The organism is Salmonella sp. 741265055_HSA (assembly GCF_046569525.1).
GTDB classification, from domain to species: Bacteria; Pseudomonadota; Gammaproteobacteria; order Enterobacterales; family Enterobacteriaceae; genus Salmonella; species Salmonella enterica.
In genome coordinates, this window is the sequence record NZ_JBKFSQ010000003.1 from 56,871 (window position 1) to 83,350 (window position 26,480).

General features: G+C 54.0%; 24 protein-coding genes and 2 tRNA genes. 6 read left to right on the forward strand and 20 right to left on the reverse strand.

All coding sequences use genetic code 11. The features are described from left to right. Positions 1-3 precede the first annotated feature (3 nt). Positions 4-321 (forward strand): GIY-YIG nuclease family protein, encoded by a 318-nt coding sequence (locus ACLD4K_RS02655; protein ID WP_000928379.1) that lies wholly within the window; start codon positions 4-6, stop codon positions 319-321. Here the strand turns inward: ACLD4K_RS02655 and ACLD4K_RS02660 are convergent. Beyond that, the gene (locus ACLD4K_RS02660) at positions 308-811 is read right to left on the reverse strand and encodes a GNAT family N-acetyltransferase (RefSeq protein ID WP_411011350.1); all 504 of its coding nucleotides are present in this window, start codon (positions 809-811) and stop codon (positions 308-310) included. The genes ACLD4K_RS02655 and ACLD4K_RS02660 overlap by 14 nt on opposite strands. After that, positions 805-1,329 carry an SCP2 domain-containing protein gene (locus ACLD4K_RS02665; protein WP_000884721.1) on the reverse strand — a complete coding sequence of 175 codons (525 nt, stop codon included), beginning with the start codon at positions 1,327-1,329 and terminating at the stop codon, positions 805-807. Before ACLD4K_RS02665 ends, ACLD4K_RS02660 begins: the two co-directional genes overlap by 7 nt. A gap of 216 nt (positions 1,330-1,545) precedes the next feature. On the opposite strand from ACLD4K_RS02665, the gene ACLD4K_RS02670 reads away from it, so the two are divergent. From ACLD4K_RS02670 to ACLD4K_RS02680, 3 genes are all read left to right on the forward strand, one after another. Further along, the gene (locus ACLD4K_RS02670) at positions 1,546-2,541 is read left to right on the forward strand and encodes a peptidase U32 family protein (RefSeq protein WP_000421309.1); all 996 of its coding nucleotides are present in this window, start codon (positions 1,546-1,548) and stop codon (positions 2,539-2,541) included. Then, positions 2,532-3,428 carry a U32 family peptidase gene (locus ACLD4K_RS02675; RefSeq protein ID WP_001540959.1) on the forward strand — a complete coding sequence of 299 codons (897 nt, stop codon included), beginning with the start codon at positions 2,532-2,534 and terminating at the stop codon, positions 3,426-3,428. The genes ACLD4K_RS02670 and ACLD4K_RS02675 overlap by 10 nt, the downstream gene beginning before the upstream one ends. 177 nt (positions 3,429-3,605) lie before the next feature. Then, complete coding sequence (locus ACLD4K_RS02680) at positions 3,606-4,613, forward strand: luciferase-like monooxygenase (RefSeq protein ID WP_411011351.1); 1,008 nt, start codon at positions 3,606-3,608, stop codon at positions 4,611-4,613. 90 nt (positions 4,614-4,703) lie between these two features. Here the strand turns inward: ACLD4K_RS02680 and mtr are convergent, their stop codons facing one another. The 12 genes from mtr to ACLD4K_RS02740 form a co-directional block, all read right to left on the reverse strand. After that, positions 4,704-5,948: a tryptophan permease gene (gene mtr / locus ACLD4K_RS02685; RefSeq protein ID WP_411011352.1), complete on the reverse strand. Its 1,245-nt coding sequence runs from the start codon at positions 5,946-5,948 to the stop codon at positions 4,704-4,706. Positions 5,949-6,093: 145 nt separating this feature from the next. Beyond that, positions 6,094-7,995 (reverse strand): ATP-dependent RNA helicase DeaD, encoded by a 1,902-nt coding sequence (gene deaD / locus ACLD4K_RS02690; protein WP_411011353.1) that lies wholly within the window; start codon positions 7,993-7,995, stop codon positions 6,094-6,096. Next, positions 7,988-8,068 (reverse strand): protein YrbN, encoded by an 81-nt coding sequence (gene yrbN / locus ACLD4K_RS02695; RefSeq protein WP_010723222.1) that lies wholly within the window; start codon positions 8,066-8,068, stop codon positions 7,988-7,990. Before yrbN ends, deaD begins: the two co-directional genes overlap by 8 nt. Positions 8,069-8,173: 105 nt before the next feature. Continuing rightward, positions 8,174-9,058 (reverse strand): lipoprotein NlpI, encoded by an 885-nt coding sequence (nlpI, locus tag ACLD4K_RS02700; RefSeq protein ID WP_000802069.1) that lies wholly within the window; start codon positions 9,056-9,058, stop codon positions 8,174-8,176. Positions 9,059-9,167: 109 nt separating this feature from the next. Further along, on the reverse strand, positions 9,168-11,303 hold the full coding sequence (gene pnp / locus ACLD4K_RS02705; protein WP_001670767.1) for a polyribonucleotide nucleotidyltransferase: 2,136 nt from the start codon (positions 11,301-11,303) through the stop codon (positions 9,168-9,170). A gap of 241 nt (positions 11,304-11,544) precedes the next feature. Next, positions 11,545-11,814, reverse strand: coding sequence for a 30S ribosomal protein S15 (gene rpsO / locus ACLD4K_RS02710; protein ID WP_000059465.1), 270 nt, complete (start codon positions 11,812-11,814; stop codon positions 11,545-11,547). A gap of 150 nt (positions 11,815-11,964) precedes the next feature. Further along, positions 11,965-12,909 carry a tRNA pseudouridine(55) synthase TruB gene (truB, locus tag ACLD4K_RS02715; RefSeq protein ID WP_411011354.1) on the reverse strand — a complete coding sequence of 315 codons (945 nt, stop codon included), beginning with the start codon at positions 12,907-12,909 and terminating at the stop codon, positions 11,965-11,967. Further along, a complete protein-coding gene (gene rbfA / locus ACLD4K_RS02720; RefSeq protein ID WP_001040208.1) occupies positions 12,909-13,310 on the reverse strand; it encodes a 30S ribosome-binding factor RbfA in 402 nt (133 codons plus the stop codon). The genes truB and rbfA overlap by 1 nt, the downstream gene beginning before the upstream one ends. Positions 13,311-13,530: 220 nt before the next feature. Further along, positions 13,531-16,209 carry a translation initiation factor IF-2 gene (gene infB / locus ACLD4K_RS02725; protein WP_411011355.1) on the reverse strand — a complete coding sequence of 893 codons (2,679 nt, stop codon included), beginning with the start codon at positions 16,207-16,209 and terminating at the stop codon, positions 13,531-13,533. A 24-nt stretch (positions 16,210-16,233) separates the two neighbouring features. Continuing rightward, a complete protein-coding gene (gene nusA, locus ACLD4K_RS02730) occupies positions 16,234-17,736 on the reverse strand; it encodes a transcription termination factor NusA (protein WP_411011356.1) in 1,503 nt (500 codons plus the stop codon). 27 nt (positions 17,737-17,763) lie between these two features. Beyond that, positions 17,764-18,216 (reverse strand): ribosome maturation factor RimP, encoded by a 453-nt coding sequence (rimP, locus tag ACLD4K_RS02735; protein WP_000105461.1) that lies wholly within the window; start codon positions 18,214-18,216, stop codon positions 17,764-17,766. A 207-nt stretch (positions 18,217-18,423) separates the two neighbouring features. Then, positions 18,424-18,500 (reverse strand) — tRNA-Met (locus ACLD4K_RS02740). 343 nt (positions 18,501-18,843) lie between these two features. On the opposite strand from ACLD4K_RS02740, the gene argG reads away from it, so the two are divergent. After that, positions 18,844-20,187: an argininosuccinate synthase gene (gene argG, locus ACLD4K_RS02745; RefSeq protein ID WP_183059371.1), complete on the forward strand. Its 1,344-nt coding sequence runs from the start codon at positions 18,844-18,846 to the stop codon at positions 20,185-20,187. A gap of 197 nt (positions 20,188-20,384) precedes the next feature. Here argG and ACLD4K_RS02750 read toward each other — a convergent pair. The 6 genes from ACLD4K_RS02750 to rlmE form a co-directional block, all read right to left on the reverse strand. Next, positions 20,385-20,471 (reverse strand) — tRNA-Leu (locus ACLD4K_RS02750). A gap of 13 nt (positions 20,472-20,484) precedes the next feature. Further along, positions 20,485-20,817 (reverse strand): preprotein translocase subunit SecG, encoded by a 333-nt coding sequence (secG, locus tag ACLD4K_RS02755; RefSeq protein ID WP_000272679.1) that lies wholly within the window; start codon positions 20,815-20,817, stop codon positions 20,485-20,487. Positions 20,818-21,039: 222 nt separating this feature from the next. After that, positions 21,040-22,377, reverse strand: coding sequence for a phosphoglucosamine mutase (gene glmM / locus ACLD4K_RS02760; RefSeq protein WP_000071159.1), 1,338 nt, complete (start codon positions 22,375-22,377; stop codon positions 21,040-21,042). Further along, a complete protein-coding gene (gene folP, locus ACLD4K_RS02765) occupies positions 22,370-23,218 on the reverse strand; it encodes a dihydropteroate synthase (protein ID WP_000764711.1) in 849 nt (282 codons plus the stop codon). The genes glmM and folP overlap by 8 nt, the downstream gene beginning before the upstream one ends. Positions 23,219-23,322: 104 nt before the next feature. After that, a complete protein-coding gene (ftsH, locus tag ACLD4K_RS02770) occupies positions 23,323-25,257 on the reverse strand; it encodes an ATP-dependent zinc metalloprotease FtsH (protein WP_023137153.1) in 1,935 nt (644 codons plus the stop codon). A 103-nt stretch (positions 25,258-25,360) separates the two neighbouring features. Continuing rightward, complete coding sequence (rlmE, locus tag ACLD4K_RS02775) at positions 25,361-25,987, reverse strand: 23S rRNA (uridine(2552)-2'-O)-methyltransferase RlmE (protein ID WP_000145974.1); 627 nt, start codon at positions 25,985-25,987, stop codon at positions 25,361-25,363. Between the two features lie 126 nt (positions 25,988-26,113). On the opposite strand from rlmE, the gene yhbY reads away from it, so the two are divergent. Continuing rightward, the gene (gene yhbY, locus ACLD4K_RS02780; RefSeq protein ID WP_001592995.1) at positions 26,114-26,407 is read left to right on the forward strand and encodes a ribosome assembly RNA-binding protein YhbY; all 294 of its coding nucleotides are present in this window, start codon (positions 26,114-26,116) and stop codon (positions 26,405-26,407) included. Positions 26,408-26,480: the final 73 nt, after the last annotated feature.

The following is a 26,480-nucleotide window of genomic DNA, read 5'->3' on the forward strand; positions in this document are numbered from 1 at the left end:
ATCATGCTGATGGCGACAATGACACCCTGGTATCTGTATCTGATTCGAACCGCAGACAATGCGCTTTACACCGGAATCACCACCGATGTAGCGCGTCGTTACAGGCAGCATCAAACGGGAAAAGGCGCAAAAGCATTACGGGGAAAAGGCGAGTTAACGCTGGCGTTTGCGGCGCAGGTCGGCGATCGCTCGCTGGCCCTGCGCATAGAGTATCGCATCAAACAACTCACAAAGCGCCAGAAGGAGCGCCTTGTGACGGAACGCGAAGCGTTTGAGGCGCTGCTGTCCAGCCTACAAACGCCGGTGCTTAAAAACGATTGAAGTGGTCGTGATACTCCACCAGCCCCGTCACGCCTTCCAGCGCATCCTCAGCCAAACGGTGTACCTGGAAAGCGCTTTCCGTACCGGGCCAACGGCAGTGAAGATCGTAATGTGCGGCCAGTTCAAAACCGAAGCGGCTATATAACGCCGGGTCGCCCAACGTCACGACCGCCGCGTAGCCGAACTCGTTGAGCGAATCCAGCCCTTCATACACTAACTGGCGCGCCAGCCCTTGCCCGCGATACTTTTCATCGACCGCCAGCGGCGCCATGCCGACCCACTGTAAATCTTCGCCCTGAACATCAACCGGACTAAAGGCGACATAGCCCACCACCCGGCCTTCATCATCCGTGGCCACCAGTCCAAGCGTCAGAAAACCATCTTCACGCAAATCGTGAACCAGCTTCGCTTCCGCATCGCTTTCGAATGAACGGCGTAACAGCGCATCGATACCAGGCGCATCAATGGGAATTTCTACTCGAATTAGCATGGTTCACCTACCGAGGTCTGTTTGGTTTCCGGCGAGTTTTTCATTCCCGCCTCAACAAAATCCGCCAGTTGCAGCAGCATAACGCGTAACGCTTTCGGCATCTGCTCCAGTTCGATGGCGTCCATCAGATTCTTCACATACAACCCTAACTCAGTATCGCCTTCAATGACCAGTCGACGCTGGAAAAAGAGCGTATCCGGATCCTGTTTACGGGCGGCGATCATTAGCAGATCGCTGGCGTCGGCGCTAAAACTGACGTCGGCATCTGCCTGCTGGCTAACGATCAGTTTTTCATTTTCAACCGTGGTATACCATTTTAAGTCGATGTCACGAACATGAATGCTTAACCAACGACCTTCGAGGAATTCCAGCTCTCCATCGGCCAGCGCCTGACGAAACTGCCAGCTCAGAACCTGTTCCAGAACCTGGCGCTTTAGCGCAAAGGGCGTCAGTTTAACCGGTACACTCATCAGAGACGGGCCAGCATGGACTAAGCGTGAACGCAGTTTATCTAACACGAGCTTTACTCCCTGTTTCAATAGTCCTGTTATTTTGCCATATCCAATAAATCACATGGCGGCGTAAATCAACAATTGGGTCTGATTTTCTACCCCATTATTGGTGTTACCAATACGCCTTTAACTGCCTTAAATCAAAAATTGTCGCAGCAAGGTTAACTAAAATCCCTGTTCGTTAACAATTTTGCGTCTCAGACGTAACCCTCAGGATAAATTATGGAGCTGCTCTGCCCTGCCGGAAATCTCCCGGCGCTGAAGGCGGCCATCGAAAACGGCGCTGACGCCGTTTATATCGGGTTAAAAGACGACACCAATGCCCGTCATTTTGCCGGCCTTAACTTTACCGAAAAAAAATTGCAGGAAGCGGTGAGTTTTGTTCACCAGCATCGCCGCAAATTACACATCGCCATTAATACTTTTGCACATCCGGACGGCTATGCCCGCTGGCAGCGCGCCGTGGATATGGCGGCGCAGCTTGGCGCCGACGCGTTGATTCTCGCCGACCTCGCTATGCTGGAATATGCCGCAGAGCGTTACCCGCATATTGAGCGCCATGTTTCCGTTCAGGCTTCGGCAACCAACGAAGAGGCGATTCGCTTTTATCACCGCAACTTTGATGTCCACCGTGTAGTACTGCCGCGTGTACTGTCGATTCACCAGGTAAAACAACTGGCCCGCGTCACGCCGGTGCCGCTGGAGGTATTCGCGTTTGGCAGCCTGTGCATTATGGCGGAAGGTCGCTGCTATCTTTCTTCTTATCTGACGGGGGAGTCGCCCAATACCGTCGGCGCCTGCTCGCCCGCCCGCTTTGTCCGTTGGCAGCAAACGCCGCAGGGGCTGGAATCGCGCCTGAATGATGTCCTGATTGACCGTTACCAGGATGGCGAAAACGCGGGCTACCCAACGCTGTGTAAAGGCCGCTATTTAGTGGACGGCGAGCGCTATCACGCGCTGGAGGAGCCAACCAGCCTGAACACGCTGGAACTACTGCCGGAGCTCATGGCGGCGAACATCGCTTCGGTGAAGATCGAAGGTCGCCAGCGCAGCCCGGCCTATGTCAGCCAGGTGGCGAAAGTGTGGCGCCAGGCGATAGATCGCTGCAAAGCCGCCCCGCAAAACTTCGTTCCACAGCGCGACTGGATGGAGACGCTCGGCGCGATGTCCGAAGGCACCCAAACCACGCTTGGCGCATATCACCGTAAATGGCAGTGAGAGGAGCTATGAAATATTCCTTAGGACCGGTACTTTATTACTGGCCGAAAGAGACGCTGGAAGATTTTTATCAGCAGGCCGCAAAAAGCAGCGCTGATGTCATTTATCTGGGTGAAGCGGTGTGCAGCAAGCGTCGCGCGACCAAAGTCGGCGACTGGCTGGAAATGGCGAAATCCCTCGCCGCCAGCGGTAAGCAGGTGGCGCTCTCCACCCTGGCGCTGGTACAGGCGTCATCTGAATTAAGCGAGCTGAAACGCTATGTGGACAACGGCGATTTTCTGCTGGAAGCCAGCGATCTTGGCGTGGTGAATCTGTGCGCCGAGCGCAAACTGCCGTTTGTCGCCGGCCATGCGCTGAACTGCTACAACGCGGTCACGCTGCGCCGGTTGCTGAAAGAAGGCATGGTACGCTGGTGTATGCCAGTGGAGCTGTCTCGCGACTGGCTGGTGAATTTGCTTAATCAGTGCGATGAACTGGGCATCCGCAATCAGTTTGAAGTGGAAGTGTTGAGCTACGGCCATCTGCCGCTGGCCTACTCCGCTCGCTGCTTTACCGCCCGTTCGGAAGACCGTCCGAAAGATGAGTGCGAAACCTGCTGTATCAAGTATCCAAACGGTCGTGACGTGCTCTCGCAAGAGAATCAGCAGGTGTTTGTGCTTAACGGTATTCAGACCATGAGCGGCTATGTCTATAACCTTGGCAACGAACTGACGTCGATGCAGGGATTGGTCGATATCGTGCGGCTGTCGCCGTTGGGGACGGAGACATTTGCCATGCTTGATGCCTTTCGCGCTAACGAAAACGGCGGCGCACCATTACCGCTTGCCGCGCATAGCGACTGTAACGGCTACTGGAAGCGGCTGGCCGGGCTGGAGCTACAGGCCTAGCCGGATGGCGGCATAAATACCTTATCTGGCCTACAAATAGCGATCCCGTAGGCCTGATAAGCGCAGCGCCATCGGGTATTGTTTTTGCCGTCAGTCTCATAAAGCTCACTTTGTTAACAACATTCGCTAATCTTTAATGCAGTATTAAAAGATTAACCGGTAACAAAGTGAGCCGTTATGACTGATAAAACTATTCCGTTCTCGGTGCTGGATCTGGCGCCGATCCCTGAAGGTTCTTCGGCAAAAGAAACCTTCACGCACTCGCTTGATCTCGCACGGCTGGCTGAAAAGCGCGGTTATCACCGCTACTGGCTGGCAGAACATCACAACATGACCGGTATCGCCAGCGCGGCGACCTCGGTATTGATTGGTTATCTGGCGGCCAATACCACAACATTACATCTTGGCTCCGGCGGCGTGATGCTGCCTAACCATTCACCGCTGGTGATTGCCGAGCAGTTCGGCACGCTGAATACGCTCTACCCGGGACGTATCGACTTAGGGTTGGGACGCGCGCCGGGTAGCGATCAGCCGACGATGCGCGCGCTGCGTCGCCATATGAGCGGCGATATCGATAACTTTCCACGCGATGTCGCAGAGCTGGTGGACTGGTTCGACGCTCGCGACCCTAATCCGCATGTGCGCCCGGTGCCCGGCTACGGCGAGCAGATCCCGGTCTGGCTGTTGGGCTCCAGCCTGTATAGCGCACAGTTGGCGGCCCAGCTTGGCCTGCCGTTCGCCTTTGCTTCGCATTTCGCGCCGGATATGTTGTTCCAGGCGCTGCATCTGTACCGTACCCAGTTCAAACCTTCAGCGCGGCTGGAAAAACCGTACGCGATGGTGTGTATCAATATTATCGCCGCCGACAGCAACCGCGACGCCGAATTCCTGTTTACCTCTATGCAGCAGGCTTTTGTGAAGCTACGCCGTGGGGAAACCGGCCAACTGCCGCCGCCGATTGAGAATATGGAGACCTTCTGGTCGCCATCCGAGCAGTATGGCGTGCAACAGGCGCTGAGTATGTCGCTGGTCGGTGATAAGGCGAAAGTCCGCCACGGGCTGGAATCCATCCTGCGGGAAACCCAGGCGGATGAAATTATGGTCAACGGGCAGATTTTTGACCACCAGGCACGCCTGCATTCGTTTGATTTGGCGATGGATGTGAAGCAGGAATTGTTGGGGTAGCGCGTTGTTTTGCCCGGTGGCGCTTCGCTTACCGGGCCTACAGCATCAAGTAGGCCGGATAAGGTGCAACCGCCATCCGGCACAATAACGTTACTGGTACACCGGCAGCAGGTTAACGCTCGACAGGATATGGATAACCGCGTTGCCGACACCAAACACCAGAATCAGCGCAATCATCGGCTTACCACCCCAGACGCGGAATTTAGGGCTACCGAAGCGCTTGCGGGATTGACGCGCCAGCAGCGCCGGTACAATGGCCGCCCAGATAGTTGCCGCTAAACCTGCATAACCAATGGCGTACAGGAAGCCATTCGGCCACAGCAGGCCGCCGACAATTGGCGGCACAAACGTCAGCAGTGCGGTTTTAAAACGCCCCATTGCCGAGTCATCAAAACCAAACAGATCCGCCAGATAGTCAAACAGCCCCAGCGTCACGCCCAGGAAGGAACTGGCGACCGCAAAGTTAGAGAACACCACCAGCAGCAGATCCAGGCTGCGGCTGTTCAGCACGCCGCTCAATGCCTGTACCAGCACATCAATATTGCCGCCTTTCTGCGCAATGCCGATAAATTCCGGACGCGGGATGTTGCCCATCGTCCCCAGCAGCCAGACGGAATAGAGCGCCAGCGCCAGTAACGTCCCATAAATCAGGCATTTGACGATGGTGCGCGGATCTTTGCCGTAATATTTCATCAGGCTCGGTACGTTACCGTGATAGCCAAAAGAGGCCAGACAAAATGGCAGCGTCATCAGCAGATACGGCGTATATGACGCGTGGCTTTCAGCCACGTTAAACAACGTGGCAGGCTGAACGTGCCCCAGCAGGCTGCCGAAGGTCAGGAAGAAAGTAATCACTTTCGCGCCCAACACAATCGCCGTCATACGGCTAACCGCTTTGGTGCTTAACCACACCACAAACGCCACCAGCAGCGCAAAACCAAGCCCTGCCGCTCGCGCCGGAACGTTCAGCGACATCTCAGCAAAGGTATGATGCAGAATTGAGCCGCTCGCCGAGATATAGGCATAAGTCAGGATGTAGAGCACAAAGGCAATAGAAATGCCGTTGACAATGTTCCAGCCTTTCCCCAACAGATCTTTGGTGATGGTGTCGAAACTCGAACCAATGCGGTAGTTAAGGTTGGCTTCGAGGATCATCAGCCCGGAGTGCAGCATACAAAACCAGGTAAAGACCAGCGCCGCCATCGACCAGAAGAACCACGCCCCGGACATGACCACCGGCAGGGAGAACATCCCCGCGCCAATGATGGTGCCGCCGATAATCACCACGCCGCCAAGCAGCGAAGGTGACGTTTGGGTAGTGGTAAGTGTTGCCATGCAGCCCTCTCTCCAGTCATTTATAGTGTGACTATCTCTCAATACGCTGCACTGTACCAGTACATGAGTACAAAGGAAATAAAAAAAGCCCCGATTGTGACGATCGGGGCTGTATATTTTACTTTACGCTAATTACGTGTGGCGCTTACGCATCACCACCGCCGAAACGACGGCGACCGGTAGAGTCATCACGACGCGGACCACGGCTTTCACGACGCTCGCCGCTGAAGCGACGACCATCACCACGACCGCCTTCACGACGTTCGCCGCCGAAACCACGGCCTTCGCCACGGCCGCCTTCACGGCGCTCGCCGCTAAAACGACCGCCGCCGCGACGTTCACCGCCCGCGTGCGGAACCGCATCACCCAGCAACTGCATATTCATCGGCTTGTTCAGAATGCGGGTACGCGTGAAGTGCTGCAACACTTCGCCCGGCATACCTTTCGGCAGCTCGATGGTGGAGTGAGACGCGAACAGCTTAATGTTACCAATGTAACGGCTGCTGATGTCGCCTTCGTTAGCGATAGCGCCCACGATATGACGAACTTCAACACCATCATCGCGGCCCACTTCAATGCGGTATAACTGCATATCGCCAACGTCACGACGTTCACGACGCGGACGTTCTTCACGGTCGCCACGCGGGCCACGGTCATTACGATCGCGCGGACCACGGTCGTCACGGTCACGGAATTCACGCTTAGGACGCATCGGCGCATCCGGCGGCAGAATCAGCGGACGCTCGCCCTGCGCCATTTTCAGCAGTGCGGCGGCCAGCGTTTCGAGATCCAGCTCTTCGCCTTCAGCAGACGGCTGGATTTTCGCCAGCAGCGCACGGTACTGATCCAGATCGCTGCTTTCCAGTTGCTGCTGAACTTTCGCGGCGAATTTTTCCAGACGGCGTTTACCCAGCAGTTCTGCGTTCGGCAGTTCCACTTCCGGAATGGTCAGCTTCATGGTGCGTTCGATGTTGCGCAGCAGACGACGCTCGCGGTTCTCAACGAACAGCAGCGCGCGACCGGCGCGACCCGCACGGCCGGTACGACCGATACGGTGAACGTAGGACTCGGAATCCATCGGGATATCGTAGTTCACCACCAGGCTGATACGTTCAACGTCCAGACCACGGGCCGCGACGTCGGTAGCGATCAGGATGTCCAGACGACCATCTTTCAGGCGTTCCAGAGTCTGCTCACGCAGCGCCTGGTTCATATCGCCATTCAACGCGGCGCTGTTGTAGCCGCTACGTTCCAGAGCTTCTGCTACTTCCAGGGTCGCGTTTTTGGTACGCACGAAGATAATCGCCGCATCAAAGTCTTCCGCTTCCAGGAAACGTACCAGCGCTTCGTTTTTACGCATGCCCCACACCGTCCAGTAGCTCTGGCTGATGTCAGGACGGGTAGTCACGCTGGACTGAATGCGCACTTCCTGCGGCTCTTTCATAAAGCGGCGGGTAATGCGACGAATCGCTTCCGGCATGGTGGCGGAGAACAGAGCGGTCTGATGACCTTCCGGGATCTGCGCCATAATAGTTTCAACGTCTTCGATGAAGCCCATACGCAGCATTTCGTCGGCTTCATCCAGCACCAGACCACTCAGTTTAGAGAGGTCGAGGGTGCCGCGTTTTAAGTGATCAAGCAGACGTCCCGGCGTACCGACAACGATCTGCGGCCCCTGACGCAGGGCGCGTAACTGCACGTCATAACGCTGACCGCCGTACAGGGCAACCACGTTTACGCCGCGCATGTGTTTAGAGAAATCCGTCATGGCTTCGGCAACCTGTACCGCCAGTTCGCGGGTTGGCGCCAGCACCAGAATCTGAGGTGCCTTCAGCTCAGGATCAAGATTGTTGAGCAGCGGTAAAGAGAACGCTGCGGTTTTGCCGCTACCGGTCTGGGCCATGCCCAGCACGTCGCGACCGCCCAGCAGATGCGGAATGCACTCTGCCTGGATTGGAGATGGTTTTTCGTAACCCAGATCGGTAAGGGCTTCAAGGATAGGAGCCTTCAGCCCCAGATCTGCAAAAGTGGTTTCGAATTCAGCCATGTAGTACGTGTGCCTCAAAATTAATGGCGGCCAGTCTACATAACTCATCATGAAATTGATCTGCAATTTTCATTGAAAAGTGTGAACCGGCTCAAAGTAGGTGTATTAACGAACAACAACGCCCTCACCCGCGAAGGTGATGGCAATCAAAAAGATTACGGGCTGATATGTTCGTCAGCTATTGCTGGTCCGATTCTGCCAGGTCATCTTGGTCCTGGCCCAGGAGCGATAATTCCAACAATGCGTATCGGTGCTCAACAAAGTTATGAACGTTGTTGGCCACCGCCAGTTTGAACAGAGCCGTGGCGCTGTCCAAATCCCCCAGACTTAGGTAATACTTACCTAAATAGAAGTTGGTTTCACTGAGATGCTCAGCGAGCGAGGTGTTATCCGTTGCGTCCGCCTTGAGCCTTTCCATCAGCGTTGCTTCGCTAATGTCGCCCAGGTAGAACTCGACAATGTTCCATCCCCATTGCTCTTTATCCGATTTTTCGAAGCGTGCTTTTAACGCTTCTTTCGCCTGCTTCTCATTAAGCTTCTGCTCAACAAGATACAGCCACAGGCTGCGGTAAGGATCATTGGGATCGTCTTGATAAAACGCCAGCAGATCATCTTGCGCTAACTTATCACGGCCGCCGTAATACAATGCGATACCGCGGTTTAAGTGCGCGTAGTTGTAAGTTGGATCAAGCTCTAGTACAGAATCAAACGCTTCATAGGCAGCATCAAAATTGCCTGCCTGCGTTAAATAAATGCCTAAGTAATTGAATACTTCAGGCATATCCGGTCTGATTGCCAGCGCTTGTGAAAAATCATTTCGCGCTAATGCCCTCAAACCAAGACTATCATACAACACTCCGCGCTCATATAAAAGCTGTGCGCGTTCGTCATCGGTTAAAGCCCGACTGGCAAGAATCTGTTCCATACGCGCCAGAATCACTTCCTGCTGTAAAGTCGGTTGCAATGGTACTGCGAGGACTTCACTTTTACGCCAGGCGGAATTACTGCATCCTGCAAGCGTAAGTGCTGTCGCAACGAAACACCAGCGCAAAAAAGGCTTCATTTCCCACTCCCGAAGACAACGATTGAATGAACGTCCTGTTCCCCGGTGGCTCAACAAGGCGTCCAGCCAGGTCTAAAGCCCTCCGCGCTGCGGAGGGCAAAAGGCTACCTTACTCGGCCTGTTCGCTCGCCGGAGCTTCCGGCGCAGCCGCAGGTTGAGACTGCTCGGTTGCTTCTTTAATGCTCAGACGTACACGGCCCTGGCGGTCAACTTCCAGAACCTTAACCGGGACTTCCTGACCCATCTGCAGATAGTCGGTCACTTTCTCTACACGCTTATCCGCGATTTGAGAGATGTGAACCAGACCTTCTTTACCGCCGCCGATGGCAACAAACGCGCCAAAGTCAACGATACGGGTCACTTTACCATTGTAGATACGGCCGACTTCGATCTCCGCGGTAATCTCTTCGATACGACGGATAGCGTATTTCGCTTTTTCACCGTCGGTCGCCGCGATCTTCACAGTACCGTCATCTTCGATTTCGATGGTGGTGCCGGTCTCTTCAGTCAGCGCGCGGATCACAGAACCGCCTTTACCGATCACGTCTTTGATCTTGTCCGTGCTGATCTTGATGGTATGGATACGCGGCGCAAATTCAGAGATATCGCCACGCGGCGCGTTGATCGCCTGTTCCATCACGCCCAGGATGTGCAGACGCGCGCCTTTAGCCTGGTTCAACGCAACCTGCATGATCTCTTTGGTGATACCTTCAATTTTGATATCCATCTGCAGCGCAGAGATACCGTCGCGGGAACCCGCCACTTTGAAGTCCATATCGCCCAGGTGATCTTCATCGCCCAGAATGTCAGACAGTACAACGTAGTTGTCGCCTTCTTTCACCAGACCCATGGCGATACCTGCTACGGCGGCTTTAATTGGCACGCCAGCGTCCATCAGCGCCAGAGAAGCGCCGCACACGGAAGCCATAGAGGAAGAACCGTTGGATTCGGTGATTTCAGACACCACGCGAACGGTGTACGGGAATTTATCCATGTCCGGCATCACTGCCAACACGCCGCGCTTCGCCAGACGACCGTGACCAATTTCACGACGCTTCGGAGAACCGACCATGCCGGTTTCGCCTACGGAGTACGGAGGGAAGTTGTAGTGGAACAGGAAGCTGTCAGTGCGTTCGCCCATCAGTTCATCAAGCACCTGCGCGTCACGGGCAGTACCCAGAGTCGCGGTCACCAGCGCCTGCGTTTCACCACGGGTAAACAGAGCGGAACCGTGAGTACGCGGCAGTACGCCAGTGCGCACGTCCAGACCACGGATCATGTCTTTTTCACGGCCATCAATACGCGGCTCGCCTGCCAGTACGCGGCTACGCACCACGTTTTTCTCGATAGCGTGCAGGATTTCGCCCAGCTCGTTAGCATCCAGAGTTTCATCTTCTGCAATAAGCTGCTCGATGGTTTCGGATTTGATTACGTCAACCTGAGCATAGCGCTCTTGTTTGTCGGTGATGCGGTACGCGTCGCTCAGACGAGATTCAGCAAGCGCAGCAACACGCGCGTTCAACGCGTCGTTGACGGCTTCCGGCTGCCAGTCCCAACGCGGTTTACCGGCTTCTTTCACCAGATCGTTGATCGCCTGGATAACAACCTGCTGCTGCTCGTGACCGAATACTACCGCGCCCAGCATAGTGTCTTCGCTCAGCAGTTCAGCTTCGGATTCCACCATCAGCACAGCTGCTTCGGTACCGGCAACCACCAGGTCCAGCTTGCTTTCTTTCAGCTCGTCCTGGGTCGGGTTCAGCACATACTGGTCATTGATGTAACCTACGCGCGCCGCGCCGATTGGGCCGTTGAACGGAATGCCGGACAGCGACAGCGCAGCGGATGCGCCGATCATGGCAACGATGTCTGGGTTAACCTGCGGGTTAACGGAAACGACGGTCGCGATAACCTGCACTTCGTTAACGAAGCCTTCCGGGAACAGCGGACGAACCGGGCGGTCAATCAGACGCGCGATCAGGGTTTCGCCTTCGCTTGGACGGCCTTCACGACGGAAGAAGCTGCCCGGGATACGACCAGCAGCGTAGGTACGCTCCTGATAGTTAACGGTCAGTGGGAAGAAGTCCTGGCCTGGCTTGGCTTTTTTCTGGCCGACAACGGTAACGAAGACCGCGGTGTCATCCATGCTTACCATAACAGCGGCAGTGGCCTGACGCGCCATCATGCCAGTTTCCAGCGTAACGGTATGCTGACCGTACTGGAATTTACGAACGATCGGATTAAGCAAAATAATATCCTTTCCAATTTTTGACGGCACAATACGCGCCGTCGTTAATACCCGATCTTCTGCGCATCCTCGCGACTAATGACAACCCTAACCCTGATATGGGTAAAGCCTCTCATTAGCCGCGCGAACCTCTGCAACGGAAGATCATTCATAGCAACAATACATTAGTTTCCAGCGAATTGCTGCCATCTGCTGGAAAAAAGGGGCCATGAAGGCCCCCTCTTTCTGAAACTCGAAAGAATTAGCGACGCAGACCCAGACGCTCAATCAGCGCGGTGTAGCGTGCAACATCTTTACGTTTCAGGTAGTCGAGCAGTTTACGACGCTGAGAAACCATACGCAGCAGACCACGACGGCTGTGGTGATCTTTTTTATGCTCTGCAAAGTGACCCTGCAGGTGGTTAATCTGTGCAGTCAACAGAGCAACCTGAACATCGGTAGAACCGGTGTCGTTTGCGTCACGACCGAACTCAGAAACGATTTTAGCTGTAGCTTCAGTACTTAGAGACATTTTAAAACTCCAAAGTATTTAAGAATGAGAGGACGCCGATCTCTAATTCAGCGATCCCAGTGTACGCCGCGTAAACTGTTAAATAATTTACGCGACGTTAAGCGGCGGTATTCTACTCGCAGCGCTCTCTTATCGCAAGACGAAGCGACATTACGCTGGGTACTCTACTACCAGCCGACGAGGCGCGACACGGCCTTCGTCGTCAATTTCGCCCATACCGATAAATTTATCGTCGTCACCTTCCGTCACACGAACCAGTCCCTTCAACGGCGCGCCCGTGGTACGAACCGGGTTGCCATTTTTGAAGTATACCGAAGATGTTAACGGCAGATTAACAACAGGATAGTCCGAAGCTGGACTGTCCATTGGCATCAATAATGGATCGAGCAACTGCGCCGCTGGAACGCCCTGCAGCTCCGCCTGTGCTACCAGCGTCTGCAAATGCTCCAGCGTCACCATACGATCCACCGGATACTTGCTGACCGTCAGACGACGCAGGTACGTTACGTGCGCGCCACAGCCCAGTTTCTCACCTAAATCATCAATAATGGTACGAATATAGGTGCCTTTGGAGCAATGAACTTCCAGCTCCAGCTCGTTACCTTCATGGCGAATAAACAGCAGCTCATAGACGGTAATCGGGCGGGCTTCGCGCGGCACTTCGATACCCTGGCGGGCATATTCGTACAGCTTCTTGCCCTGATACTTCAGCGCCGAATACATCGAGGGAATCTGTTCGATATCCCCACGAAAGGTCTCCAGCGCGCTCGCAAGCTGCTCAGCGCTGAAAGTCACCGGACGCTCCTGCACGATTTGACCATCGGCGTCAGAGGTATCCGTGCGCTGCCCCAGACGGGCAATAACACGATAGCGTTTGTCAGAATCCAGCAGGTACTGCGAAAATTTTGTCGCTTCGCCGAGGCAAATCGGCAACATGCCGGTCGCCAGCGGGTCCAGCGCGCCGGTATGCCCGGCGCGGTTGGCATTGTAGATGCGCTTAACCTTCTGCAGCACGTCATTGCTGGACATACCCTGCGGCTTATCCAGCAGCAGAACGCCGTGAATGTCGCGGCCACGACGACGAGGACGACTCATCAGTCCTCCTTGCTGTCGTCCGGGTTCACACGACGTTCTTCGTCATGTTTCACCACGTTAGTCACCAGGTTGGACATACGCATCCCTTCCACCAGCGAGTTGTCGTAGAAGAAGGTCAGTTCCGGTACGATGCGCAGACGCATCGCTTTACCCAGCAAGCTGCGGATGAAACCAGACGCTTCCTGCAGGGCCTTAATGCCGTTTTTCACAGCCGCTTCGTCCTGATCGTTGAGGAACGTCACGAATACTTTGGCGTATGCCAGATCGCGGGACATTTCAACACCCGATACGGTGGTCATCATACCTACACGTGGATCTTTGATTTCGCGTTGCAGGATGAGCGCGATCTCTTTCTGCATCTCTTGCGCTACGCGCTGAGGGCGACCAAATTCTTTCGCCATAATAAATTCTCCAGAATAAAGACAAAAAAGGGGCCATAAGCCCCTTTTTAAATTTCTTGCCGGGTGGCGCTTCGCTTACCCGGCCTACACCTAATCATCTTCTAAGGATTTTGGATTGCAACAAGGCGGCAAGCTCGTAAATCCCCGGGAGCATAGATAACTATGTGACCGGGGTGAGCGAGCGCAGCCAACGCCGTTGCGGCCCAAAAGACGACGAAGATTAAGCGATAGTACGTTGGATCTCGATAATCTCGAATACTTCGATCATATCGCCAACGCGAACGTCGTTGTAGTTCTTCACGCCGATACCACATTCCATGCCGTTACGGACTTCGTTAACGTCATCTTTGAAGCGGCGCAGGGATTCCAGCTCGCCTTCATAGATAACCACGTTGTCGCGCAGTACGCGGATTGGGTTATGGCGTTTAATCGTACCTTCGGTAACCATACAGCCCGCGATCGCGCCGAATTTCGGCGATTTGAACACATCGCGCACTTCAGCCAGACCGATGATCTGCTGTTTCAGTTCCGGAGACAGCATACCGCTCATCGCCGCTTTCACTTCGTCGATCAGGTTATAGATGACGGAGTAGTAACGCAGATCCAGGCTTTCAGATTCGATCACTTTACGCGCAGAGGCATCGGCACGAACGTTGAAGCCCACCAGAATGGCGTTGGATGCCGCAGCCAGGGTCGCGTCGGTTTCGGTGATACCACCTACGCCAGAACCGATGATCTTCACTTTCACTTCGTCGGTAGACAGTTTCAGCAAGGAGTCGGAGATCGCTTCCACAGAACCCTGTACGTCGGCCTTCAGCACGATATTCACTTCGTGAACTTCGCCTTCGGTCATGTTGGCGAACATGTTCTCGAGTTTAGATTTCTGCTGACGCGCCAGTTTAACTTCACGGAATTTACCCTGACGATACAGAGCCACTTCACGTGCTTTCTTCTCGTCGCGAACGACGGTCACTTCGTCACCCGCAGCCGGAACGCCGGACAGGCCGAGGATTTCCACCGGAATGGACGGACCCGCTTCCAGCACTTCCTGACCCAGTTCGTTACGCATCGCACGCACGCGGCCGTATTCGAAGCCACACAGCACGATATCGCCCTTATGCAGCGTACCTTCACGAACCAGCACGGTAGCCACCGGACCACGACCTTTATCCAGGAAGGATTCGATCACCGCGCCGCTCGCCATACCTTTGCGTACCGCTTTCAGTTCCAGAACTTCGGCCTGCAGCAGGATAGCGTCCAGCAGTTCGTCAATACCGGTACCTGCTTTCGCAGACACGTGAACGAACTGGCTCTCGCCGCCCCACTCTTCCGGCAGAATGCCGTACTGGGACAGTTCGTTCTTAACGCGATCCGGATCGGCTTCCGGCTTATCGATTTTGTTCACCGCAACCACGACCGGCACACCTGCCGCTTTCGCGTGCTGGATAGCTTCGATAGTCTGCGGCATCACGCCATCGTCTGCCGCTACCACCAGAACCACGATATCCGTTGCCTGCGCACCACGAGCACGCATCGAGGTAAACGCGGCGTGACCCGGGGTGTCCAGGAAGGTGATCATCCCGTTGTCAGTTTCAACGTGGTACGCACCGATGTGCTGGGTAATGCCGCCCGCTTCTCCAGAGGCCACTTTCGTGGAACGAATGTAGTCCAGCAGAGAGGTTTTACCGTGGTCAACGTGGCCCATGATGGTCACAACCGGTGCGCGCGGTTCAGCCGCAGCGCCGGTATCACGGTCGCTCATTACCGCTTCTTCCAGTTCGTTTTCACGACGCAGGATAACTTTGTGGCCCATCTCTTCGGCAACCAGCTGTGCGGTTTCCTGGTCGATGACCTGGTTGATGGTGGCCATGGCGCCCAGCTTCATCATCGCTTTGATGACCTGAGAGCCTTTCACCGCCATCTTGTTCGCCAGATCGCCAACGGTGATGGTTTCACCGATCACCACGTCACGGTTAACGGCCTGAGCGGGCTTCTGGAAGCCTTGCTGTAAAGAAGACCCTTTACGCTTGCCGCCTTTACCGCCGCGAACCGCAGCACGCGCTTCTTCGCGATCGGCTTTGGATTCGGCATGTTTGCCTTTTTTCGCCGGACGCGCCGCTTTTGCATTACGGCCACGACCACGACCGCCTTCAACTTCACGATCGTTTTCGTCTTCGGCCTGGCGCGCGTGCTGAGAAGTGGTGACATGATAGTCACTGGTGTCTTCTACTGGCTCAGGCGTTGCGGTCCATTTGTTTTCTTCCGCCATGCGGCGAGCTTCTTCTGCTACACGACGCGCTTCTTCTTCGAGTTTGCGACGTGCTTCTTCTTCCGCTTTACGCTTCAGCTCTGCAGCTTCATTCTCACGGCGGGCTTTTTCGGCCTGGGCGGTTTTGGTCATATCGTCAGTCTGTTGATTGCTCACTTTGTCTTTTTCCGCAGCTTCACGTTTCGCTTTTTCAGCGGCTTCACGCTTAGCTTGTTCTGCGGCCTCGCGTTCAGCTTTTTGTTGCGCCTCGCGTTTGGCCTGTTCTTCTGCCTCACGACGGGCTTGCTCTTCCGCTTCACGCTGCGCCTGCTCTTCCGCGGCCAGGCGTTCAGCCTCTTGCGGATCGCGTTTCACAAAGGTGCGCTTCTTGCGGACTTCGATTTGTACCGATTTACTTTTTCCACCGGTACCTGGAATGTTCAGGGTGCTGCGCGTCTTACGCTGCAGCGTCAGTTTATCGGGACCAGAAACCGCTTCGCGGTTCAGGTGCGCCAGTAAAGTCTGTTTTTCTTGTGCGGACACAGAGTCGTCAGCAGATTTCCGGATACCTGCATCAGCAAACTGCTGTACCAGGCGATCCACGGAAACCTGTCTCTCTGCGGCCAGCGCTTTTAGGGTTACATCTGTCATGCTGTTCCTTCCTGCTACAGTTTATTACGCTTCGTCGCCGAACCAGCAAATATTACGGGCAGCCATAATCAGCTCACCGGCTTTTTCGTCGGTCAACCCTTCGATATCAGCCAGATCATCAATGCCCTGGTCGGCGAGATCTTCCAGCGTACAAACACCACGAGCCGCCAGTTTGAAAGCCATATCGCGATCTAATCCTTCCAGATTCAGCAGATCGTCAGCCGGTTTGTTATCACCGAGGCTTGCTTCCTGGTCCTGCGCCAGAGTGGCCAGTGCGTTTTTAGCACGCTCGCGCAGTGCTTCAACGGTCGGCTCATCAAGGCCGTCAATTTCCAGCAGTTCTTTCATTGGCACATAGGCCAGTTCTTCGAGCGTGGAGAAACCTTCTTCTACCAGAACGGTCGCGAACTCTTCATCAATATCAAGATATTTAGTAAAGATCTCGATAGCGGCATGTGCTTCAGCCTGATGTTTAGCCTGCAAGTCATCAACGGTCATTACGTTGAGTTCCCAGCCGCTCAATTGCGAAGCCAGGCGGACGTTCTGACCATTACGTCCGATCGCCTGCGCCAGATTACCGGCTTCAACGGCGATATCCATGGTATGTTTATCTTCGTCCACCACGATAGATGCGACGTCTGCCGGCGCCATCGCATTAATGACGAACTGCGCCGGGTTATCATCCCACAGCACGATATCGATACGCTCACCGCCCAGTTCGGTAGAGACCGCCTGAACGCGCGCGCCGCGCATCCCCACGCAAGCGCCGACCGGATCGATACGTTTATCGTTGGTTTTCACTGCGATTTTCGCACGAGAACCCGGATCGCGAGCCGCCGCTTTAATTTCAATCACTTCTTCGCCGATTTCCGGCACTTCGATGCGGAACAGTTCGATCAGCATTTCCGGCTTAGAACGGGTGACGAACAGCTGTGCGCCACGCGCTTCCGGGCGAACAGCATACAGCACGCCGCGAATACGGTCGCCAGGGCGGAAGTTTTCGCGCGGCAGCATATCTTCACGCAGAATCACCGCTTCAGCGCTACCGGCCATCCCTTCGGATTTAATTTCCAGAGAGATATTGTCGCGGTTCACTTTCTTCACCACGCCAGTGACGATTTCGCCTTCCTGGTCGCGGAACTGATCGACAACCATCGCCCGTTCGGCTTCACGCACTTTCTGAACGATAACCTGTTTCGCAGTCTGCGTGGTGATACGGTCAAAGGTGACAGATTCAATCTGATCTTCAACATAGTCGCCGACATTCAGGCTTTCGTCTTCAAAGCGCGCCGCTTCCAGCGTAATTTCCTTCGTCGGCATGGTCACTTCTTCAACGATCAACCAACGGCGGAAAGTATCAAAATCACCGCTTTTACGATCGATTTCTACACGAACATCGATCTCCTGCTCATATTTTTTCTTTGTTGCTGTCGCCAGCGCACTTTCCAGCGCTTCAAAAATTTTTTCGCGTGGCAGCGCTTTTTCGTTGGAAACGGCTTCAACAACAGCCAAAATTTCTTTGTTCATCGCGGGCTTTTCACCTCATCCAGACTGTTAAAAGTGGGGAACCAGGTTCGCCTTCTGGATATTACTCAGCGCGAACACTTCATCTTTGCCTTCGACTGTGACGGTAATCATTTCACCGTCCACCGCTTTGATAATGCCCTGCCACTTGCGACGGTTCTGTACCGCCATGCGAAGAACCAGCGCGACTTCTTCACCCTGGAAACGCGCATAATGATCGGCAGTGAACATAGGACGGTCGAGACCCGGTGACGAGACTTCAAGGTTGTAAGCCACGGAGATAGGATCTTCAACGTCCAGCACCGCGCTTACCTGGTGGCTCACATCAGCACAATCATCAACATTGATGCCATCTTCACTATCAATATAGATGCGCAGTGTGGATGTGCGACCGCGAATAAATTCGATGCCGACCAGCTCGTAGCCTAAGGCTTCAACTGGCGCTGTAATCATCTCTGTTAATTTTTGCTCTAATGTGGACAAGCCCACCCCCAAGACATAAAAAAAGGGCCTAAAGCCCAGTTATTCTGTAGTCAGATAACAAAAAACCCCGATAAATCGGGGCTTTAGATAACTGAACCCTATAACCGCAACGGCGGTCTGGTGTACCTTCCGAAAGAATTTTTTTCAAATCCAGCTACGAAGGACATAATCTTCACAGTATATTTGAAAAAGAACTCTAAGGGAAAGTGGTTGCGGGGGCCGGATTTGAACCGACGACCTTCGGGTTATGAGCCCGACGAGCTACCAGGCTGCTCCACCCCGCGCCTGAAACGTGGCAAATTTTACTCGTTTTGGGCAAAATTTGCAAATACTGCTGGGATTTGGTACCGAGGACGGGACGTAAAATCTGCGCACAGTATAGTGACCAGGCATGAGTTATGTCAACCCTATTCCCAATATGCAGATGAATGAATATCACTCTTCGTTATACTCATCCCATCTCTCCGGCTTAGACACGCATTTCACAACGTTATTTCAGTAAACCTTCACTAAACGCTTCCTGTCTCTGCTAAAAGATGATTAAATGAAAACTCATTTATTTTGCATAAAAATGCACTAAAGCAGAAACCGATCTCATTATCAGTCAATCAAGCAGGGTTCTATTCTATGACGACGATTCTTAAGCATCTTCCAGCAGGTCAACGTATTGGTATCGCTTTTTCCGGCGGTCTGGACACCAGCGCCGCGCTGCTGTGGATGCGACAAAAAGGAGCTGTCCCATATGCCTATACTGCGAATCTGGGACAACCGGATGAGGATGACTATGACGCCATTCCTCGTCGCGCAATGGAGTATGGCGCAGAGAATGCTCGCCTGATTGATTGCCGCAAGCAGTTGGTTGCAGAAGGGATCGCAGCGATTCAGTGCGGCGCTTTCCATAATACGACTGGCGGACTGACCTATTTCAATACCACGCCGCTGGGCCGTGCCGTGACCGGCACGATGCTGGTCGCCGCGATGAAAGAAGACGGCGTGAATATCTGGGGCGACGGCAGCACCTATAAAGGCAACGATATTGAACGTTTCTATCGTTACGGCTTGCTGACGAATGCTGAATTACAGATTTACAAACCGTGGCTGGATACCCACTTTATCGATGAGCTGGGTGGTCGCCATGAGATGTCTGAATTTATGATTGCCTGCGGCTTCGACTACAAAATGTCCGTTGAAAAAGCCTACTCCACCGATTCCAACATGCTCGGCGCCACGCATGAAGCGAAAGATCTGGAGTTTCTTAACTCCAGCGTCAAAATCGTTAACCCGATTATGGGCGTGAAGTTCTGGGACGAAAGCGTGAAGATCCCGGCAGAAGAAGTCACCATCCGTTTTGAACAGGGTCACCCTGTTGCTCTGAATGGCAAAACCTTCAGCAATGATGTTGAGATGATGCTGGAAGCGAATCGCATCGGTGGCCGCCACGGCCTGGGCATGAGCGACCAAATTGAAAACCGCATCATTGAAGCAAAAAGCCGCGGTATTTATGAAGCCCCCGGAATGGCGCTGCTGCACATCGCTTACGAGCGTCTGTTGACCGGTATTCACAACGAAGACACCATTGAACAGTATCATTCTCATGGTCGTCAGTTGGGTAAACTGCTGTATCAGGGCCGCTGGTTCGACTCGCAGGCGCTGATGCTGCGTGACGGCCTGCAACGTTGGGTCGCCAGCCAGATTACCGGTGAAGTGACGTTGGAGCTGCGTCGCGGCAACGACTACTCAATTCTGAACACCGTATCCGACAATCTGACCTATAAGCCAGAACGTTTAACCATGGAAAAAGGCGATTCCGTATTCTCGCCAGACGATCGTATCGGTCAGTTGACGATGCGTAACCTGGACATCACCGATACGCGTGAAAAACTGTATGGCTATGCGCAGTCTGGCCTGCTGGCGACATCGTCCGCCACCGGTTTACCGCAGGTCGGTAGTCTGGAAAACAATGCAAAGTAACCGAATGATATTTCTCACAGGTCGCGCAAGCGGCCTTTTTTATGAGGGATAATGACTGTAGGCCGAACAAGGCGTTTACGCCGCCATCCGGCATTGATTGCCTGATGGCGCTACGCTTATCAGGCCTACATGCCACATCATTTGACGGGTCACAGACGAAAAAAAAGACGCTTTTCAGCGTCTTTCTTTCGGAATATTGGTACCGAGGACGGGACTTGAACCCGTAAGCCCTATTGGGCACTACCACCTCAAGGTAGCGTGTCTACCAATTCCACCACCTCGGCACGGATACTGCTATTAGCGCGGGATATCGCTGGCCGGCTGGGCCGGCGCGGCAGGTTGAGTCTGCTCGGTCTTCGCCGGCGCGCTCAGATTTTCCCACTCGCTCCCTTTATTGGTTTTGTTGCTATTGATATTACCCAACACCAGACTGATGATGAAGAACAGCGTCGCCAATACCGCCGTCATTCGGGTCATGAAGTTACCAGAACCACTTGAACCAAATAGCGTAGCGGAAGCGCCTGCTCCGAAGGAGGCTCCCATATCAGCGCCTTTACCTTGCTGCAGCATGATCAGACCTACAAGGCCAATTGCCACAATAAGGAAAACAACTAAAAGAGCTTCGTACATAATCAACCTGTTCCTTGCGGAGTTGCCGCGTACCAATGCTTCTACCAATAAAGCGGGATTTTTACTGTTTCCCACTGAAGCGGGTGTGAATACTAACCAAAGCGAATGACCTTCGCAAGGGCAATTTAAGCGCATTGTATCAACTGCGGAAAAAAACAGCAAAAGCGTTGTTTTTTAGGTGCAGCAAGGCGGCAACCGCCGCCTTTTTAGTCACTTAAACGCTTAAACGGCTTTTACCGCATCCGCGATACGATGAGCGAATGCCGTAACCTGCGCTTCATCCTCGCCTTCCACCATCACGCGAATCAGCGGTTCGGTACCGGATTTACGTAGCAGTACCCGCCCACGATTGCCGAGTGTGGCTTCTACGTCCGCCGTTACCGCTTTCACCGCTTCATTTTCCAGCGGATCGCCGCTACCAGCGGTGTAACGCACGTTAACCAGAATCTGCGGGAACATTTTCATACCGCTGCACAGATCGTGCAGACTCATATGATTACGCACCATCGCCGCCAGAACTTGTAGCCCCGCTACAATACCGTCGCCAGTGGTCGTTTTATCCAGCAGAATAACGTGACCAGAGTTTTCCGCGCCGATGCGCCAGCCTTTTTCCTGCAATTTTTCCAGCACGTAGCGGTCGCCCACTTTCGCCCGGGCAAACGGAATGCCAAGCTGCTTGAGCGCCAGCTCCAGCCCCATATTGCTCATCAGCGTCCCCACCGCGCCGCCGCGCAGTTGCCCCTGGCGCAACCCTTCGCGCGCGATGATATACATGATCTGATCGCCATCGACTTTTGCGCCTTCATGGTCAACCATGATGACCCGGTCGCCGTCGCCGTCAAGCGCAATGCCGAGGTCCGCCTTCTCCGCCAACACGCGCGCCTGCAACGCGCGCACGTCGGTCGCGCCCACTTCTTCGTTAATGTTGACGCCGTTTGGCTCACAGCCGATGGCGATAACGGTCGCGCCCAGCTCGCGCAGCACATTCGGCGCGATATGGTAGGTAGCGCCGTTGGCGCAATCCACAACCACTTTCAGGCCATTGAGGCTCAGTTCGTTCGGGAAGGTGCCTTTACAGAACTCAATATAGCGTCCGGCGGCGTCGACGATGCGGCTGGCTTTCCCCAGCTCGGCGGAGTCTACGCAGGTGATCTCTTTTTCCATTTCGGCTTCGATGGCTTCTTCCACATCGTCAGGCAGTTTCGTACCGTCGATAGAGAAGAATTTAATGCCGTTATCATAGAATGGGTTATGCGAAGCCGAGATAACGATACCCGCCTCCGCGCGGAAAGTCCGCGTCAGATAGGCGACGGCTGGCGTTGGCATAGGTCCGGTAAACGAGGCCGACAGCCCCGCAGCGGCAAGGCCCGCCTCCAGCGCGGATTCCAGCATATAGCCAGAAATACGCGTATCTTTACCGATAATGATTTTACGCGAACCATGACGCGCCAGCACTTTTCCGGCAGCCCAACCCAGTTTAAGCACAAAATCAGGTGTAATAGGGGCATCGCCTACACGTCCGCGAATCCCATCGGTACCGAAATATTTACGATTACTCATAGCGTTTGTTTCCCTTTGCAGACAGAGTGGCTTCCACCACCCGCATCGCCTCTACGGTTTCTTTGACGTCATGGACGCGAATGATCTGCGCGCCCTGCATCGCGGCAATTACTGCGCACGCAAGGCTGCCGTTCAGACGGTCTGATGGCCCCACGTTAAGTAGCTGACCAACCATCGTTTTACGCGACATGCCCACCAGCAGCGGCAGGTTAAAATGATGAAACTCACCCAGTCGCGCCAGTAAGGTATAGTTGTGAGAGAGATTTTTACCGAAACCGAATCCGGGGTCGAGCAACAATTTCTCTTTTGCGATGCCGGCCTTCTCACAACGTGCTATTTGCTCAATAAAGTAGCGATTCACCTCGGCAAAGACATCGTCATATTTCGGCGCCTCCTGCATGGTTTTGGGGTTGCCCTGCATGTGCATAAGACTGACCGGCAAGCCGGTTTCCGCTGCCGCTTCCAACGCGCCGGGCTCGGAGAGCGAACGGACATCATTGATAATATGCGCGCCCGCCCTTGCCGCTTCACGGATCACCTCGGGTTTAGAGGTATCCACAGAAATCCACACTTCAAAACGTTGCGCGATTGCTTCCAGTACCGGAATAACGCGATCCAGCTCTTCTTCCACGCTCACTTCCGCCGCGCCTGGTCGCGTTGATTCCCCCCCCACATCAATAATTGTCGCCCCGGCATTCACCATTAAATTCGCATGTTTCACCGCCTCAATCAGCGTGTTATGCGCACCGCCGTCGGAGAACGAATCCGGCGTTACGTTCAGGATCCCCATAACATGCGGATGAGTGAGATCGAGCGTGGCGCCCTGAGCGAAGAGTTTCATGGTCAAAATCCCTGTTTTATTTGTGGTGAGTTAAAAAAAGAAAAACCCCGGGGCAAGCCCCAGGGTTTCGGTGAGCGCTAAACATAATGTTGTACAACAAACGCTTATTTGTCGCCCAGCTGCTCTGACATCGTGTTGCCCGGGTTCGGCGTGCGTGGTTCATCAACCGGACGCGGCGCCTGAGGCGTACCATTGCTGTCAGAGTTATTGGTGCCGTTTGGATCTTCCCAGCCCGCAGGCGGACGCACTTCACGACGCGCCATCAGGTCATCAATCTGCGGCGCATCGATGGTTTCATATTTCATCAGCGCATCTTTCATCGCGTGCAGAATATCCATATTGTCAGTCAGGATCTGACGAGCGCGATTGTAGTTACGTTCAATCAGCGCTTTCACTTCCTGGTCGATGATACGCGCAGTTTCATCAGACATATGTTTCGCTTTTGCGACGCTACGGCCGAGGAACACTTCGCCCTCTTCTTCCGCATACAGCAGCGGACCAAGTTTGTCGGAGAAGCCCCACTGAGTCACCATGTTACGCGCCAGGTTAGTCGCGACTTTAATGTCGTTCGACGCACCGGTAGAAACATGCTCAACGCCGTAGATAATCTCTTCCGCCAGACGGCCGCCGTACAGCGTGCTGATTTGGCTTTCCAGCTTCTGACGGCTGGCGCTGATCGCGTCACCTTCAGGCAGGAAGAAGGTCACACCCAGCGCGCGACCACGTGGGATAATCGTCACTTTGTGCACCGGATCGTGTTCCGGCACCAGGCGACCGATAATCGCGTGGCCCGCTTCGTGGTACGCGGTCGACTCTTTCTGCGCTTCTGTCATCACCATGGAGCGACGTTCCGCACCCATCATGATTTTGTCTTTCGCTTTTTCGAACTCAACCATCGACACTACGCGTTTGTTGCCGCGTGCGGCAAACAGCGCCGCTTCGTTGACCAGGTTCGCCAGGTCCGCACCGGAGAAACCCGGCGTACCGCGCGCAATGATCGCCGCATCAATGTCCGTCGCTAACGGTACGCGACGCATATGCACCTTCAGAATCTGCTCACGACCGCGAACATCCGGCAGGCCTACCACAACCTGACGGTCAAAACGGCCTGGACGCAGCAACGCCGGGTCCAGAACGTCCGGACGGTTAGTTGCGGCGATAACGATGATACCTTCGTTACCTTCGAAGCCGTCCATCTCAACCAGCATCTGGTTCAACGTCTGCTCACGTTCATCGTGACCACCGCCCAGACCAGCGCCACGCTGGCGACCTACGGCGTCGATTTCATCGATGAAGATAATGCACGGCGCCGCTTTCTTGGCCTGTTCGAACATGTCACGCACACGAGACGCGCCGACACCCACGAACATTTCCACAAAGTCAGAACCGGAAATCGTAAAGAATGGCACCTTCGCTTCACCCGCAATGGCTTTTGCCAGCAGGGTTTTACCGGTACCCGGCGGGCCGACCATCAGGACGCCTTTCGGAATTTTACCGCCCAGCTTCTGGAAACGGCTCGGTTCACGCAGGTATTCAACCAGTTCCGCCACTTCTTCTTTCGCTTCGTCACAACCCGCGACGTCAGCAAACGTGGTTTTGATCTGATCTTCCGTCAGCATACGCGCCTTGCTCTTACCGAACGACATGGCGCCTTTGCCACCGCCGCCCTGCATCTGACGCATAAAGAAGATCCAGACGCCGATCAGCAACAGCATCGGGAACCAGGAAATGAAGATAGAAGCCAGCAGGCTTGGCTCTTCAGGTGGTTCGCCAACAACCTTGACGTTTTTAGTCAGCAGGTTATCAAGCAGCTTCGGATCATTAATCGGAATGTAAGTCGTGTAACGGTTACTATCTTTCTTGGTAACGTTGATCTCACGTCCGTTGATACGCGCTTCGCGAACCTGGTCCTGATTGACCTCTTGCAGGAAGGTAGAGTAATCCACCTTACGGCCATTAGACTCGCTGGGCCCAAAGCTCTGGAATACTGACATCAGCACAACGGCAATGACCAGCCAGAGTATTAGGTTTTTCGCCATGTCACTCAAGGGATTAACCTCTTATTACAACTGTGTTAAAAACAGCGTCAGGATACTCTATATCCAGTTTCTTTCAAACCTTACGTCTGAAATCTGCCGGTTATCACTTTCGCCCGGTCGCTACAATGTACACTTCACGCGAACGCGCACGCGAAGAGTCCGGCTTACGAACTTTAACCTTCGTAAACAGGGAGCGAATTTCCCTTAGATACTCATCGAAACCTTCGCCCTGGAACACCTTCACTACAAAACTTCCGCCTGGCGCCAGCACATCGCGGCACATCTCTAACGCCAGCTCCACCAGATACATGGCGCGGGGGATATCCACCGCCGGTGTTCCGCTCATGTTTGGTGCCATATCAGACATGACAACTTGTACTTTACTGTCACCCACGCGTTCCAGTAACGCTTTCATGACAAGTTCATCACGAAAATCGCCCTGAAGAAAGTCCACACCAACGATAGGATCCATAGGTAAAAGATCACAAGCGATGATGCGGCCTTTGCCGCCAATCTGCGTGACCACATACTGTGACCAGCCTCCTGGCGCAGCGCCGAGATCGACTACCGTCATTCCCGGCTTAAAAAGTTTGTCACTTTGCTGTATTTCATCAAGTTTAAACCAGGCACGGGAGCGTAGCCCCTTTTTCTGCGCCTGTTGAACATATTTATCGCTAAAGTGTTCCTGAAGCCAGCGGCTTGAGCTGGCAGAACGCTTTTTACCTGTCATTTAACTTTCCCGTCGGGGCAGTTCATCGTAGCCAATGGCGTAAATTTCTACACGCCTATTTGGCGATATAAGGGAGATGGCGGTAGAATGACCCGTTTTCAATCCCAACGTAAGCAAAAATATACGATGAATCTGAGTACTAAACAAAAACAGCACCTAAAAGGTCTGGCACATCCGCTCAAGCCTGTTGTTATGCTTGGCAATAATGGTTTGACCGAAGGGGTACTGGCCGAGATTGAACAAGCGTTAGAGCACCATGAACTTATCAAGGTGAAAATCGCCTCGGAAGATCGCGAAACAAAAACCTTGATCGTGGACGCTATCGTGCGCGAAACCGGCGCCTGTAACGTACAGGTCATCGGTAAAACGCTGGTGCTGTATCGCCCAACTAAAGAGCGTAAAATCTCGCTGCCGCGTTAAGGATATCCTAAAGTCGAACACAAAATCTGTGTAAAACGAGGGGTTTTCCACGAGCAGAAGAGCAAAATGCCAC

Bases quoted from the DNA above. Each gene is read 5' to 3' on its own strand.
- ACLD4K_RS02655 (WP_000928379.1), top strand. From the start codon at position 4: ATGCTGATGGCGACAATGACACCCTGGTATCTGTATCTGATTCGAACC.
- ACLD4K_RS02660 (WP_411011350.1), bottom strand. From the start codon at position 811: ATGCTAATTCGAGTAGAAATTCCCATTGATGCGCCTGGTATCGATGCG.
- ACLD4K_RS02670 (WP_000421309.1), top strand. From the start codon at position 1,546: ATGGAGCTGCTCTGCCCTGCCGGAAATCTCCCGGCGCTGAAGGCGGCC.
- ACLD4K_RS02675 (WP_001540959.1), top strand. From the start codon at position 2,532: ATGGCAGTGAGAGGAGCTATGAAATATTCCTTAGGACCGGTACTTTAT.
- ACLD4K_RS02680 (WP_411011351.1), top strand. From the start codon at position 3,606: ATGACTGATAAAACTATTCCGTTCTCGGTGCTGGATCTGGCGCCGATC.
- mtr (WP_411011352.1), bottom strand. From the start codon at position 5,948: ATGGCAACACTTACCACTACCCAAACGTCACCTTCGCTGCTTGGCGGC.
- deaD (WP_411011353.1), bottom strand. From the start codon at position 7,995: ATGGCTGAATTCGAAACCACTTTTGCAGATCTGGGGCTGAAGGCTCCT.
- yrbN (WP_010723222.1), bottom strand. From the start codon at position 8,068: ATGAAAATTGCAGATCAATTTCATGATGAGTTATGTAGACTGGCCGCC.
- nlpI (WP_000802069.1), bottom strand. From the start codon at position 9,058: ATGAAGCCTTTTTTGCGCTGGTGTTTCGTTGCGACAGCACTTACGCTT.
- rpsO (WP_000059465.1), bottom strand. From the start codon at position 11,814: ATGTCTCTAAGTACTGAAGCTACAGCTAAAATCGTTTCTGAGTTCGGT.
- truB (WP_411011354.1), bottom strand. From the start codon at position 12,909: ATGAGTCGTCCTCGTCGTCGTGGCCGCGACATTCACGGCGTTCTGCTG.
- rbfA (WP_001040208.1), bottom strand. From the start codon at position 13,310: ATGGCGAAAGAATTTGGTCGCCCTCAGCGCGTAGCGCAAGAGATGCAG.
- infB (WP_411011355.1), bottom strand. From the start codon at position 16,209: ATGACAGATGTAACCCTAAAAGCGCTGGCCGCAGAGAGACAGGTTTCC.
- nusA (WP_411011356.1), bottom strand. From the start codon at position 17,736: ATGAACAAAGAAATTTTGGCTGTTGTTGAAGCCGTTTCCAACGAAAAA.
- argG (WP_183059371.1), top strand. From the start codon at position 18,844: ATGACGACGATTCTTAAGCATCTTCCAGCAGGTCAACGTATTGGTATC.
- secG (WP_000272679.1), bottom strand. From the start codon at position 20,817: ATGTACGAAGCTCTTTTAGTTGTTTTCCTTATTGTGGCAATTGGCCTT.
- glmM (WP_000071159.1), bottom strand. From the start codon at position 22,377: ATGAGTAATCGTAAATATTTCGGTACCGATGGGATTCGCGGACGTGTA.
- folP (WP_000764711.1), bottom strand. From the start codon at position 23,218: ATGAAACTCTTCGCTCAGGGCGCCACGCTCGATCTCACTCATCCGCAT.
- ftsH (WP_023137153.1), bottom strand. From the start codon at position 25,257: ATGGCGAAAAACCTAATACTCTGGCTGGTCATTGCCGTTGTGCTGATG.
- rlmE (WP_000145974.1), bottom strand. From the start codon at position 25,987: ATGACAGGTAAAAAGCGTTCTGCCAGCTCAAGCCGCTGGCTTCAGGAA.
- yhbY (WP_001592995.1), top strand. From the start codon at position 26,114: ATGAATCTGAGTACTAAACAAAAACAGCACCTAAAAGGTCTGGCACAT.